Below are 12,297 nucleotides of genomic sequence, written 5' to 3'. Positions count from 1 at the left end.
GATTATTGAATTGAGTATGATGCTGAAGTGTTCAGGGAAAAGCATCACCCGTTATATCCATCGAGGCTGTCAGCGCTGTACGCCTTCGGCAATATGGAAGCGTGCGAGCTTGTCTCAAGAAAGTACGGATGGCCACTAGAACCTGTTCGAGAATTTAGGTTGAAAGAGTGGCCTCTAACAAGAATAGCCAAAGTCAATATGGAGCATGTTTCATTGGCGAGGCATGCCTATAAGGTTTTCATGCTTAATGATATTGATAGACTATGGGGAGGGTGCTGGTCAGGGTTTGACAACATCATTTTAGAGCTCCCATCTGCGGGTTTCGAGCGGAAAACATATGATTCGGGAATAATATGGGAGTACTTGATAGAAGGGGTTGTTGAATGCGCGCAGTGAAATCACATAACAAAGCCAAGCACGCGACAAGCGCGTGTTGGCGGCGTTAAGCCACTATGGATAGAGAGCCCCTTTAAATGGAAAAACCAGTGGTAGATGAGATATTTGAATTAATAATACGCGGCGAGCTGGAAAAACTAGATGAGATTTCGAGGCCTGAAGATGCTGTTTATATAAGATCTGCCGTTTCAACTAAAAATGATTCAGGAGCCGGGCTAAGTATTGATCTAGAAGATATTACTAATAGAGCGCCATGGGTTACTCCACTTTTTCTTGGGCCGAAAATATATTTTACTTCTGCTTCAATAGCATTGCAGAATGCAATTACAGGTGGAAAATCCAATGTAATGATCGATTGGTCATTTTCTTTTGATTCGAATGTCGCTGAAAAAGTAAGAGCATATGTCAACCATGAGAAGATCAACCAAACGGATCGTGACCGAGTAATTACCCTTTTGAAGCTGAAAAAGGAATATTCACTACAAACGGATTTGATGCCATTTTTGTTTGAGAACCTTCGACTCTCCAGAGTCGATAAAAACAATGCACGACCGCTTAATACGATCATCGCTTTTAAAAAGCTAGATTATATTGATTGGGATGCTTTTGAGAAGAATCCCAATAAGCCCAAATTTCCATGCGATGAAAACGTATTAATTGAAGACGCGAATCAGACCTACGAAAGTTTAGTAAATGAAACTGAAGTTAAAAAGCGTGAACACAAGGCGTTGTTTACACAGGTAATACTATTTGAGCTTGCTATTATCTGGCTTGGTGAAAAAGTCACACCTGAAGAAGCATTTAAAAAATTGATAGATTTTTGTGTGCTTCAGCTGAAGAAATTACCAAAATATGAACTCAAGTTCGCTTGGAGCTTTCTAAATAAACCAGCTAAGGTAAGGTTTTTCGGGCCGCTAAATGGGATCTCTAAAGATCTGGCAAAGTCTCTTCGCGGAATGGCTTGGGACATGTCGCATATGCGAACCCTTGAGACAATGGCTACAGCGACCAATTTGGGCTCATTTTTCATCCCTGTATTTGTGTCTTTTGATGATAAATTTTCTGAAATATTAAAACAAAATCAAATACAGGTTTTAGTGGTAGATGACAGGTTAAGAAAAATGCATAGCGCTGGCGTCGGAGAGGTAGAATTTCAATTAGAGCTGAACTCTTGCATGTCCAAAGAAGTTCTAGATGAAATGACAGATTTAAAGTCGGAGGCAAGGCGATCTTATGATCTTCCCTTGGTTGATTTGGAACACATCCTTTCCCATCAAACTCTGATTTTGGAAAGACTAGCTAGTGAAAAAAGGGCCGCCAGAAATACAAAGAAGATGGCTTAACAAAGCATTGCACCGGACTAGCCGGTGAATGCGGCGTTATGGGTGCTCGGCTTTATGCTTTTAGTTCGGTGCCGCTAGGTTTCGCCGACCTCGTGCCAAAAGCCAGCCTACCCGGCATCGCAGTTTTCCAGTCCATCACAGGCTTGGCAGTTTCGCTCCTGGAGGCACTCGGAAAGTAAGAGTTGTTCGGCAACATCATCGCTAACAGCGTGGTGTACCAGTAAGAAAAATTGGGGCGGTGGCAGGTGCTCAGTTTTTGCCCCGCATTGTTCGGGGTGTGGCTCCGCTAGCGCTATGCGAAGTGCTAATAGAAGGTTGGGAGCGTCGCAGCCATAACCAAGCGCAGCACTACACGGTGGACTTCCCCCAGTTCAGTGGACACGCATCGATAACTCTGCAGGAGGAGAAATACGATGCCGGAGATGATCACGGGGAAGAAAACTCAGCAGTACAGCACTGAGTTCAAGGTCAAAGCGGTGGAGTGGAGTCACCAGGCCCACCGGAGTGTGAAAAGCGTCGCCGAAGCGCTGGATATTCACCCTTTCATGCTGTCACGCTGGCGTAAGGAATACCGAGAGGGAAAGTTCGCCATGAAACGGGTAAAGAAAGCGCCAGCAGACGCCAAGAAGAAGATCCAGGAACAGGATGAGGTTGCCCGCCTGAAACGCCGGATATCGGAGCTTCAGGAGGAAAACGACATTCTAAAAAAGTTTCAACGTTTTCAGGCCGAGGAACGACGGAAGCGTTCCGGTTCATCTGGAAACACCGACGAGACTACAGTGTAAAAGCGCTGTGCAGACATCTGAAGGTGTCGTGGTCTGGATACTATGCCTGGGCCAACCGGGAGCCCAGCAAGAGAGCCACTGACAAGGCAGACTTGTTGTTGAAGATCAGGAAGATCTACGACAACAGTAAAGGCCGTTATGGTAGTCCTCGCGTTTACCAGACGCTGCGCCGAGAAGGCTTGGTGGTCGGAGAGAATCGGGTCGCGAAAATTATGCGGGAGTGGGGCATGAAGGCCCGCTCTGCTCATGTGTACCGCCGATTGAGGAAGCTCAGGAATGATCTGAAAGCCCTGCCAAATTATCGACTTGAGGCAGCGAGGCCGACTGCGGAAAACCAGCAGTGGAGCAGTGACGTCACGTATATCAAGCTTGGCAAGAAGTACGTGTTCCTGGCGGTAGTGTTGGACCTGTACTCACGCCGCATCATCAGTTGGCGCTTGGGGGCGAGTCTGAGCGCAAACTTTGCCAGAGCAACGTTGCGGGAGGTCTTCACAAGCCGTAAGCCGGATTCTGGCCTGTTGTTCCATACGGATCGCGGCATCGAATACCGAGCTCATAAGACACAAGCGCTGCTGAAGCAGTACCAAGTAAAACACAGCATGAACCGACCTGGTCAGTGTACCGACAATGCCGAGGTTGAATCGTTCTTCAAGATCCTCAAGGGAGAATTGCTGCACGCCACCAGCTTCGTGACGATGCGCCAATTACGGAATCATATAAAAGCCTATATTGAAGGCTTTTATAATACCCAACGGCTGCACAGTGGCCTTGGTTACCGGACTCCGCTAGAGTTCGAAGGAGTCAACTGATGGGGCGTGTCCATTTTATTGGGGGAAGTCCACACTATCGTGGCTGGGACGGCTTACGATGCGCTCCAGCCGCCCCAAAGCTTTGCGTTATGTTTTTTGGAGAGTTCTGAGTCATGTCCAAAAAATTCAAGTTGAGAGCTGATGAAATCAAGGATGTTGCCAAAGGGTGCGGCGGATGTATAGCAACGGATATGATTACCGTCCATGGAAAAAAGGTGGGCTACATGTATCGTGATGAGCCGCGAAACGATATGGATAGTGGCTGGTGTTTCATGTGGGGTAAGGAGTCGGAGAAATACATGGATGATCCAAGCAATCACGAAATATATGACGTAAACACAATTGCTAATTACAGTCCTGACATAGTCGAATTTCTTGATGCTCCATATGGTTCGGCATTCGAGAGAAATGCTGAGGGTAAGCTTGTTGAGATCGATGATTAAACATAACAAGCCGCTCAAATTCGTTCCGGCCACAAAAGGCGTGGCCTCCACCGGACTCGCTAACGCTCGCCGTTTAGCGGGGCGTTATAAATCAGGGAGTAGCCATCGATGGAATGGCGTAAGGACGATTACCTAATCACTGACGACAAGTCCAAAGTGCAACTGGATATTGTCCACCGCTTGCTTGCTGCAACCTATTGGGGTGACCGCCGTCCCCGAGAAACCGTAGAGCGCATGGTTGCTGGTTCCATCTGCTTCAGTCTTTACCGGGGTGCCACGCAGATAGGTTTTGGGCGGGCAGTCACCGATAGTGCTACGTTTACCTGGGTAGCGGATATTGTGATTGAGCCCGAGTATCGGGGTGCCGGTTTAGGGCAGTGGATCATGGAATGCTTGGTTACGCACCCGGCCATAAAGGGAACTCAAATGGTGTTGCAAACCCGCGATGCTCAAGGGTTGTACGAGAAGTTTGGCTTCTCTGGAAATAGTGCTCTCATGAGCACCAAAGTAACTGATTTATAACAATTCGCAGCAGTACGCGGCTTGCAGCCGCCGGACGTCCCTGACTGGCCGCCGCTGTGCTCCGTGTTATGTGTAAGGGAAGCCAAAATTAAAGGGGGCAGATCGAGTTTATTGTGATCACTTAATGAGGCAGGTTGATTTATTTTTAACCAAGCTGACTGATCTAAAATCTATCTGACCCCTTTTGGTTCATTGCCTCCCGTTCTCCGCCTAACCCCTAAACCTGCGCGTAGCCCCCGTCAACGAATACCTCGCTCCCTGTCATAAAGCTGCTATCGTCGGACGCCAGGAACGCCACCGCGCCTGCGGTTTCTTGGGGATCGCCCAGACGCTCAAGGGGTACGCTCCGTTTCATCTCGCTCAGGGCGTCGGATGGGAGCAATTCGATTAACTTGTCTGTTTTGGTTGGGCCAGGAGACATGACGTTCACGCGAATGCCGGTGCCCCTAAGATCATGGGCCCAACTACGCACCAGGTTTCGGATGGCCGCCTTGGAGGCGCTGTAGATGCTCATCGCGGGGGTGCCCATGCTGCCGACCGTGGAACCGGTGAGGATGATGGAGCCGCCGTTCGTCATCAGGGGGAGGGCCTTCTGGACGGTGAAGAGGGTGCCTTTGACGTTGATGTCAAAGATATAGTCGTAGTGCTCCCCGGTGATCTGTCCTAGGCTGGCGAATTCGCCGACGCCCGCGTTGGCCACCAGTACGTCCAGGCGGCCTTTCTCTTTCTGGACTGTCTCAAATACGCGGTCAAGATCCTCCGGCTTCGTCACATCCGCCTGGAGACCCCGGGCGTTGGATCCCAGTGCCTCAGCCGCGTTGTCGAGGACGTCCTGGCGCCGTCCGACAATGAAGACGAAGGCGCCTTCGTCGATGAGGCGTTGGGCCGAGGCCAGGCCGATGCCGCTGGCTCCGCCTGTGATTAGTGCGATTTTACCGTTTAGCCGACTCATGGTTGGGTCTCCGTGTGTGTTGACTCGATGCGCTTTCACAATATATAAACCACTTACAAATGTTCAAGTATGTACCTTTTGGTAAGTACCCTTTATGGCGAAAGAAAACTCAGAAAACCCACGTTTCATTTGTGGCCTGCATGCGACGCTGCACGTGATCTCCGGGAAATGGAAGCCGTTGATTCTGTTCTTTTTAAACAAGGGCCCGACGCGTTACGGCGAGCTCAAGCGAAGCGTCCGAGGCGTGAGCGACAAAATGTTGATCCAGCAGCTAAAGGAGCTGGAGTCCGACGGTATTGTCCAGCGCACCGACTATGGAGAGATCCCGCTGCGCGTCGACTACTCCCTGACGCCCTTCGGGGCAAGTCTGGTGCGGGCCATGGAGCCGCTTTGCGGCTGGGGCGAAGAGCACGAAGAGGACATTGCCGCGGCGATGGGCCGCCGTAAAACCAGCCGGTAGGAAGCGAAGCCGGCCTAAGACCAATCTGTGAGAGTTACCGTATGGATGCACCGTGAATTTCGAGACGATTCTGATCATCGCCTGTGCCTATCTTGTGGCTGCCTTCGTCAAAGGGGCAACCGGTCTGGGGTTCTCAACATCCGCGCTACCCATTCTCGCGCTTGGGCTGGGCCTCAAATCCGCTATGCCGCTGGTCATCATTCCCTCGCTGGTGAGCAACGCCATCGTAATGATGCAGGCAGGGCACTTTGGGGAGACGGTGCGGCGCTTCTGGCCGATGTTTCTCGCCACCATTCCCGGCCTGCTGATCGGCCTCGCCGTACTGGATCTGATCGATAGCCTAGTCGCCGGCGCGATACTGGGCCTGGTGCTTATCGGCTACGGCGCTTTTACGCTGTTTCGCCCTGGCCAACCGATGTCGGAGAGCCTGGGCCGCAAACTTGCGCCGGTTTCTGGCTTTCTCACCGGTCTGGTGAATGGCATGACCGGATCGCAAGTCATGCCGGTCTTGCCGTTCCTGTTGGCGCTTCAACTCGATCCCAAGCGGTTTATCCAGGCGATCAATATCTCCTTTACCCTTTCGAGCCTAATTATGGCCGTGGGCCTGGCGAAGCTGGGGCTCATGACGGTCGAATCGATTTGGATCTCGCTCCTGGGACTGATACCCGTGTACGTCGGCACTAAGGTCGGCGGTATCGTGCGCCAGCGGATGGATGCCGACACTTTCCGCAGAGTGGTGTTGCTGATGCTGATCGCCTTCGGTGTCGTGCTGGTCAGCAAAACCGCCCTTGCATAGGGCGGTCAGCGCCTTTCGTGGCGGCTTCAAACCCTATAACCACGATCAATACGCCATGGTGATGATTAACAACCGAGATCCGCTTTAGCCAAGTACCTTTCACGTAGCGCACTATCTGATCGAGCACTGACAGTTCTCCATCCTGAGCGATGTGCTTACAGCGAAATAATGTCACGGTAGACTTCGCATAATCATGCGCCATCTCGGAAACGGCTCACATGAATGTCCAGGCCAATATCCTCGTGATCTTATTTCCCTGCTTCATCTCTATTTCCCGTATATCAACGGCACCGAGCTTACGAATCAGCTTCTTGGCAGGCTTAACATTGTCGGTTTTTGAAACCAGGCTGCTAAACCAGCGGCATTGAGTTGCATACTCCTGGCTTTCTCTTATTAGTTTTTTAAGAAACAGCTGTTCGCCCCCCTTACACCAGAGCTCTGCCCCCAAGCCGCCAAAGTTCAGCGTAGGCGATTGGGTTGTGGTTTTTAGTTCGCCGCGACTACGAGCAAGGTTATTGAATTTACGCTGGCTACCTTTAAGTGCTTCATCGAGCGAGGCGTGAAAGGGTGGGTTGCATACACTGACGTCAAAAAACTCCCCATCTTGAATAATCCCTTCAAAAATATGGTTTTTATTGTGCTGCGTGCGCAGCGTGAAGTGATCTTTGAGCGTGGGGTTATTGGCGATAATCGTGGCGACGTTCTCAAGCGATTGAGGGTTAATGTCACTACCAACACACTGCCAGCCGTAAATTTGGCAGGCCAGTAGTGGGTAGATGCCATTGGCTCCTGTCCCTATATCGAGCAGCTTGATGCTGGGCTGTTCATGTCCAAGTCCAATTAAATCCGCCATGTGATGAATATAGTCGGCTCTGCCTGGGATCGGGGGGCAAAGCGCGCCCTCTGGAATATCCCAATCGACAATATTGTAGTATCGGTTTAATAACGCGGCGTTGAGGGTTTTTACTGCCAGTGGGTCTGCGAAACCGATGGAAAGTTCGCCATAAGCGTTAGGCTTCACATAGGGGGCTAGTGGTGGGTGGCTCTTTACGAGCACTGGGAAGTCATAGCCTTGGTTGTGTAGATTCTTCGGGTGCAGGCCTTTACGAACAGGCTTGGCTGGGCTTTTTTCACTTCCATGGTGGTTGTTCACAGTAATAGGCCCGAGGCTTGGCGTTCAATTGTCGAGAGGGTATGGCTTAGTGCGTGATTATAATCTTCATGGTTGTGTTGAGCATACTTGGTAGTTAAATGGACGCCCATTCTCCCGGGGATGTATATGTTAGCTCCGATGCCCCTCGTCATTAATTGCGGCGGTGTTGTCGATTTTGATCAGTGGCGAACGACTACTCTATGCAGAGCGCATTATTCCGGTGCTGCAAGCCGGAGCAACGCTGAATTTACGCGAGGAAGTCCGTCATGAGTCAGATTGAATCACCGAGAGTTGTCTCCAAAGAGGAGTGGTTTCGGGCACGCAAAGCCCATCTAAAGAACGAGAAGGCGCTCACGCGTATGCGCGACCTGGTCGCCCGTGAACGGCGTGAGTTGCCATGGGTTAAGCTGGAGAAAGAATACGTCTTCGACACGCTGGAAGGGAAGAAAACGCTTGCCGAGCTATTTGGCACAAACAGTCAATTAGTCATTCACCATTTCATGTTCGGCCCTGACTGGAAGGCGGGCTGCCCGAGCTGCTCGCTGGAGGCGGATCATGCCGAGGGCGCCATCGTCCACCTCGCCAATCACGATGTCAGTTATGTTCGTGTATCCCGCGCGCCGTTGGAAAAGCTGGAAGCCTATCGGAGGCGTATGGGCTGGACAGCCCAGTGGGTGTCCTCCCAGGGCAGCGATTTCAATTTTGACTTTCAGGTCTCTTTCGCACGGGAGGATCTTGAGGCTGGTCGGCTCCACTACAATTATCAAACTATCGAGGATCCGAAATACTTCAGCGAAGAATTGCCCGGTCTTAGCGTTGTCTACAGGGATGAAAGTGGCGCTGTGTTCCATACCTACTCCAGCTACGCCCGTGGCAATGAAGAGGTTATTGGCGCCTTCGTTTATCTCGATATCACGCCGAAGGGCCGCAACGAGAAGGAAATCATGGACTGGGTTCGTCGCCGCGATGAGTACGATGTGAGTCCGGCAGAAGCGGTCTGTCACACCTGCTGATTGCCGCCCGTCGCCGTTAGCTCCATCCCAGGGGGGTATAATAATAGAAGGAAGGTAAATGGGCATTGAGCTTATTGGCTTCATCGCAGTCGTATTGCTGGCATACCTTATTCCCGGTCCGGATTTTCTGCTAGTCAGCCGATATGCGGTACAGCATCGTCGACTCGGTTTAGCTGCTGCGCTGGGTGCTCAGAGCGGACTCTGTATACACATGCTGACGGCCGCTCTGGGCCTTTCGGCCATTGCGGCTCGCTCCGCTGAGCTGTTTATGCTGATTCGATGGGCAGGTGCGGCTTATTTAATCTGGATGGGGCTAGCAGTTCTGTACAGCAGTCGTAGCCAGCACCGTAGTGCACAGGCAGACGCGCAAGAAAACATTGATGCCACTAGCCGTAGCCGTGCTTTTGCCAATGGCTTTTTGTGCAATTTGCTCAACCCCAAGGCGGTCATCTTTTTCCTCAGTGTCTTACCCCAGTTCATCGATCCCACGGTTAGTGCCGCTCGGCAAATTTTGATACTCGGGGTGCTTGATGTACTGATTGGTGTCGCTTGGTGGTGGGGCGTTGTCATACTTATGGAGCGCGTAGCACAGGCATTACGCAGGCCGCGCATTCGGCAGTGGTGGGATTGGGTTACAGGCAGTTTGATGATCGGTGCCGGCGCTCTCTTGGTGCGCAACAGTCCGAGTTAATAATGCCATATACGATCACTGGTGTGCTAAAGGGCACATATTACTCTGCCTAGAAGGTGAGCTTCTTACTGAGCTAGACGATGGGCGTTGCTTTGTTCTTACGCCTGGTTCGAGCTATCAAGTTGCCGACAATGCCGAACTTCATCGTTCGTCGACGGAGCTGGGAGCTAAATTGTTTGTCGTCGACTAGCATCACATAATCACTGTTATACATAGGGAGTAAACGCATGGTCTTCGACTTACCTGCTCCAGAACAGCAAGGCTCCAAGTCATTGGTTGGTAGTATTGCGGCTCGGCGCAGCGTGAGGGAATACACGAATGCACCGCTCCCTATCGGTGTTTTGTCTCAATTGCTTTGGTCGGCCCAGGGCGTAACAGGGCCGGATACAAAAAGAGCAGCGCCATCGGCAGGTGGATTATACCCGCTACACCTAAAAATCTTGGTGCAGCGGGTATCGGAACTTGAGCCCGGTATCTATGAGTATCAGGCTGATAATCATTCGTTAAAGTTAATTGGGAACCGTGTTCCGGAAGGTGCAGTGCAAGCGCTAGGGATTGGCGATCAACCATGGTTGAAAGAAGCGGCTCTTGTCATTGGAGTTGCCGCGAATCTTGGAGAGGCAGTTCGGCACTTTGAAGCTCAGCCACCCCAGGGAGAGCGCGGCGCTCGCTATGTCTATATGGAAACGGGGGCTCTAGCACAAAATGTTCATCTTCAGAGTACAGCGCTCGGAGTTGGTTGTGTTTTAGTGGCAGGTTTCGATGATCCAGGGGTGAAGGAAGTATTGAGATTGCCTTCAGACTTGGAGCCTACTGCGCTGCTGTGCATCGGGCAGCGGCGTGTCCCATAGAGGAGTCGTCATTCATGTTCTCTGCTGAGTTCTTGCTTACCTCGTTGGTTGTCGTACTTATCCCAGGTACAGGCGTTATCTTTACCGTTTCCATTGGCTTAATGTATGGGCGCCTGGCAAGTCTCTATGCTGCTATCGGTTGCACACTTGGTATTGTGCCTCACCTGCTGGCTACTGTTCTGGGCCTAGCGGTCATCATGCATACGAGCGCGATAGCATTTCAGGCGCTCAAGTATGCGGGGGTCGCATATCTTCTGTACCTTGCCGTCGTTACTTGGCGTGATCGAAGCGCTTTCTCTGTTCATGAGTTGAGGCGAAAAGGTGATGCCTTTTCGCTTATGAGCAAGGCGTTCCTGCTGAATATCCTAAACCCCAAGCTGACCATTTTCTTCTTGGCCTTCTTGCCGCAGTTCGTTGCAACTGACGCCCAGTCATCATTAGGGCAGCTACTCGGACTGAGCGCTATTTTCATGGCGATGACCTTTGTTGTCTTCGTCATCTACGGGCAGCTTGCCCATGCGTTTAGAGCAGTCGTTATTGAGTCACCGAAGATTCAGAGTTGGTTGCGCAGGAGCTTCTCAGCAGCGTTCGCGGGATTAGGCTTACAGCTCGCTCTGACTGAGCGGTAAGGCTTAACAATTCATTTAAACCGACGCCGCAAAGCGGCGCGGCTTAATTCAGCGCTAGGTAAAAAGAGAGAGGGAATGAGCGCGACACGAATAATGATCATCGGGGGCCCTGGCGCAGGTAAATCTAGGTTGGCTCTTAGACTGTCGAGAATTCTAGACATAGCTGTTTATTGTGTTGATGAGGCCGTTCATGATGAGAAGGGGAAGCTTCGGCCAAGCTCCGAAATTGATTGCACAGTAAGATCCTGGGCATCAAAACATCAATGGATCATTGAAGGAGGAAACTCCAGAACCTATTCGGATAGAGCATCGAGAGCTACCATTCTTGTATTCATGAAGCCGCCACGTTGGCTAAGAGTCTATCGAGTGGCTATTCGGGATAAGCTCAAATTTTCATTGATTTATTGGCCTTTTAAGTATGATGAGATTTTTGGGTTGAAGGATGAGTTGATATTAGGCTCATCAGGCAAAGATATTGCCACTTATACGATTAGAACAAACAAGGATGCAGATGAATTGTTGAAAATATTGGGGCATAAAAATTGTTAGTCTTGCTGTGAATGAAGGTGTTGTAGTAAAGGGACAAGATTTCCATTGTTCGAAACCAATGATCGTAGCCTAAAAACGCGGACAACGGATACTACATTGCGGCTTCGCACCATATTGTAGCCACGCGTGCTGAGCGGCGTTACGTGCCCTACAGCGGCTAGCATTTCCCAGGCGAAGAATGGGTAAGGCCCTAAAAGATTGAACTTGGAGATAGAATACGATGAACAGTGCGTCTCATAATATTAAAGGTCGTTGCCGTTGCGGACAGGTTGAATTTGAGGTTAGCACAAAGCCAATGGTCACAATGGCTTGTCACTGCACAGGGTGTCAGCAAATGACTTCCAGCGCGTTTAGCCTTAGTTCGTTATTTTCGAGCGCTGCCTTTTCGATTACCTCTGGGGTGCCTGTTATCGGTGGGCTTCACGGTAAAACGCGTCATTTTTTCTGCGGGCATTGCATGAGCTGGCTGTTCACGCGTCCTGAAGGTATGGATGACTTTGTAAATGTACGTTCAACGATGCTAGAGAACTCTCGAACCTATAAGCCGTTCATTGAAACTTACACGGATGAAAAACTGGAGTGGGCGATTACTGGTGCAGAGTATAGTTTTGGTAAGTTTCCACCACAGGAAAAATTCCCAGAATTGCTCCAGGAATATGCGCAAAAACATGAGTAAATATAGCATTTAAAAGTGGGGTTGAGCACACAATAATCAGTTGCAGCGGAGTAATTTACGCGGCACTTCAATCGCCCACTGAGCTGTGTGTTAGATTGCATGCGAACCCTTCCAGTCTGATCTTGTGGAGCCTCAAATGACGGCCTCAGTAATTACCTTCGCAGCGTATGCTTTCGACTCCCGACTCAGTGACTCCTGCGCGCTCTGGCGCAGCTCAAACTCATGTTAT

The 12,297-nt window shown here is 50.6% G+C and carries 16 protein-coding genes; 14 read left to right on the top strand and 2 right to left on the bottom strand.

Features of this window, described 5'->3' with window-relative positions; all coding sequences use genetic code 11:
* Positions 1-473 precede the first annotated feature (473 nt).
* From U738_RS09960 to U738_RS09940, 5 genes are all read left to right on the top strand, one after another.
* Positions 474-1,739 (top strand): hypothetical protein, encoded by a 1,266-nt coding sequence (locus U738_RS09960; RefSeq protein ID WP_035579780.1) that lies wholly within the window; start codon positions 474-476, stop codon positions 1,737-1,739.
* 413 nt (positions 1,740-2,152) lie between these two features.
* Entirely contained in the window at positions 2,153-2,524 is a 372-nt protein-coding gene (locus U738_RS23810; RefSeq protein ID WP_027957506.1) for a transposase, read from the top strand.
* Positions 2,413-3,333, top strand: coding sequence for an IS3 family transposase (locus U738_RS09950; RefSeq protein ID WP_442905702.1), 921 nt, complete (start codon positions 2,413-2,415; stop codon positions 3,331-3,333). The genes U738_RS23810 and U738_RS09950 overlap by 112 nt, the downstream gene beginning before the upstream one ends.
* 113 nt (positions 3,334-3,446) lie before the next feature.
* On the top strand, positions 3,447-3,776 hold the full coding sequence (locus tag U738_RS09945; protein WP_035579774.1) for a DUF2185 domain-containing protein: 330 nt from the start codon (positions 3,447-3,449) through the stop codon (positions 3,774-3,776).
* Positions 3,777-3,884: 108 nt separating this feature from the next.
* Positions 3,885-4,298, top strand: coding sequence for a GNAT family N-acetyltransferase (locus tag U738_RS09940; protein ID WP_009286968.1), 414 nt, complete (start codon positions 3,885-3,887; stop codon positions 4,296-4,298).
* Positions 4,299-4,515: 217 nt separating this feature from the next.
* On the opposite strand, the gene U738_RS09935 is transcribed toward U738_RS09940, so the two are convergent.
* A complete protein-coding gene (locus U738_RS09935) occupies positions 4,516-5,250 on the bottom strand; it encodes an SDR family NAD(P)-dependent oxidoreductase (protein ID WP_035579771.1) in 735 nt (244 codons plus the stop codon).
* Positions 5,251-5,344: 94 nt separating this feature from the next.
* On the opposite strand from U738_RS09935, the gene U738_RS09930 reads away from it, so the two are divergent.
* Positions 5,345-5,710: a winged helix-turn-helix transcriptional regulator gene (locus U738_RS09930; RefSeq protein ID WP_035579767.1), complete on the top strand. Its 366-nt coding sequence runs from the start codon at positions 5,345-5,347 to the stop codon at positions 5,708-5,710.
* A 52-nt stretch (positions 5,711-5,762) separates the two neighbouring features.
* A complete protein-coding gene (locus U738_RS09925) occupies positions 5,763-6,506 on the top strand; it encodes a sulfite exporter TauE/SafE family protein (RefSeq protein ID WP_035579764.1) in 744 nt (247 codons plus the stop codon).
* Between the two features lie 214 nt (positions 6,507-6,720).
* On the opposite strand, the gene rlmF is transcribed toward U738_RS09925, so the two are convergent.
* The gene (rlmF, locus tag U738_RS09915) at positions 6,721-7,659 is read right to left on the bottom strand and encodes a 23S rRNA (adenine(1618)-N(6))-methyltransferase RlmF (protein ID WP_035579757.1); all 939 of its coding nucleotides are present in this window, start codon (positions 7,657-7,659) and stop codon (positions 6,721-6,723) included.
* 266 nt (positions 7,660-7,925) lie between these two features.
* Here rlmF and U738_RS09910 point away from each other — a divergent pair, with 266 nt between their 5' ends.
* The 7 genes from U738_RS09910 to U738_RS09885 all read left to right on the top strand — a co-directional run bounded on the left by U738_RS09910 (position 7,926) and on the right by U738_RS09885 (position 12,068).
* A complete protein-coding gene (locus tag U738_RS09910) occupies positions 7,926-8,672 on the top strand; it encodes a DUF899 domain-containing protein (RefSeq protein WP_035579755.1) in 747 nt (248 codons plus the stop codon).
* Positions 8,673-8,730: 58 nt separating this feature from the next.
* The gene (locus U738_RS09905) at positions 8,731-9,363 is read left to right on the top strand and encodes a LysE family translocator (RefSeq protein ID WP_035579752.1); all 633 of its coding nucleotides are present in this window, start codon (positions 8,731-8,733) and stop codon (positions 9,361-9,363) included.
* Positions 9,326-9,553 carry a DHCW motif cupin fold protein gene (locus tag U738_RS23445; protein WP_081899078.1) on the top strand — a complete coding sequence of 76 codons (228 nt, stop codon included), beginning with the start codon at positions 9,326-9,328 and terminating at the stop codon, positions 9,551-9,553. The genes U738_RS09905 and U738_RS23445 overlap by 38 nt, the downstream gene beginning before the upstream one ends.
* 37 nt (positions 9,554-9,590) lie before the next feature.
* On the top strand, positions 9,591-10,214 hold the full coding sequence (locus tag U738_RS09900) for a SagB/ThcOx family dehydrogenase (protein WP_050713420.1): 624 nt from the start codon (positions 9,591-9,593) through the stop codon (positions 10,212-10,214).
* Between the two features lie 14 nt (positions 10,215-10,228).
* The gene (locus U738_RS09895; RefSeq protein WP_035579749.1) at positions 10,229-10,843 is read left to right on the top strand and encodes a LysE family translocator; all 615 of its coding nucleotides are present in this window, start codon (positions 10,229-10,231) and stop codon (positions 10,841-10,843) included.
* Positions 10,844-10,918: 75 nt separating this feature from the next.
* A complete protein-coding gene (locus tag U738_RS22670) occupies positions 10,919-11,392 on the top strand; it encodes a hypothetical protein (protein WP_050713421.1) in 474 nt (157 codons plus the stop codon).
* A gap of 220 nt (positions 11,393-11,612) precedes the next feature.
* The gene (locus U738_RS09885; RefSeq protein ID WP_035579746.1) at positions 11,613-12,068 is read left to right on the top strand and encodes a GFA family protein; all 456 of its coding nucleotides are present in this window, start codon (positions 11,613-11,615) and stop codon (positions 12,066-12,068) included.
* Positions 12,069-12,297 lie beyond the last annotated feature (229 nt).

This window comes from Halomonas sp. TG39a (genome assembly GCF_000744395.1).
Lineage (GTDB): Bacteria > Pseudomonadota > Gammaproteobacteria > Pseudomonadales > Halomonadaceae > Vreelandella > Vreelandella ventosae_B.
Note: the sequence above shows the minus strand (reverse complement) of the source record. Positions and strands in the feature narration are given on the sequence as shown.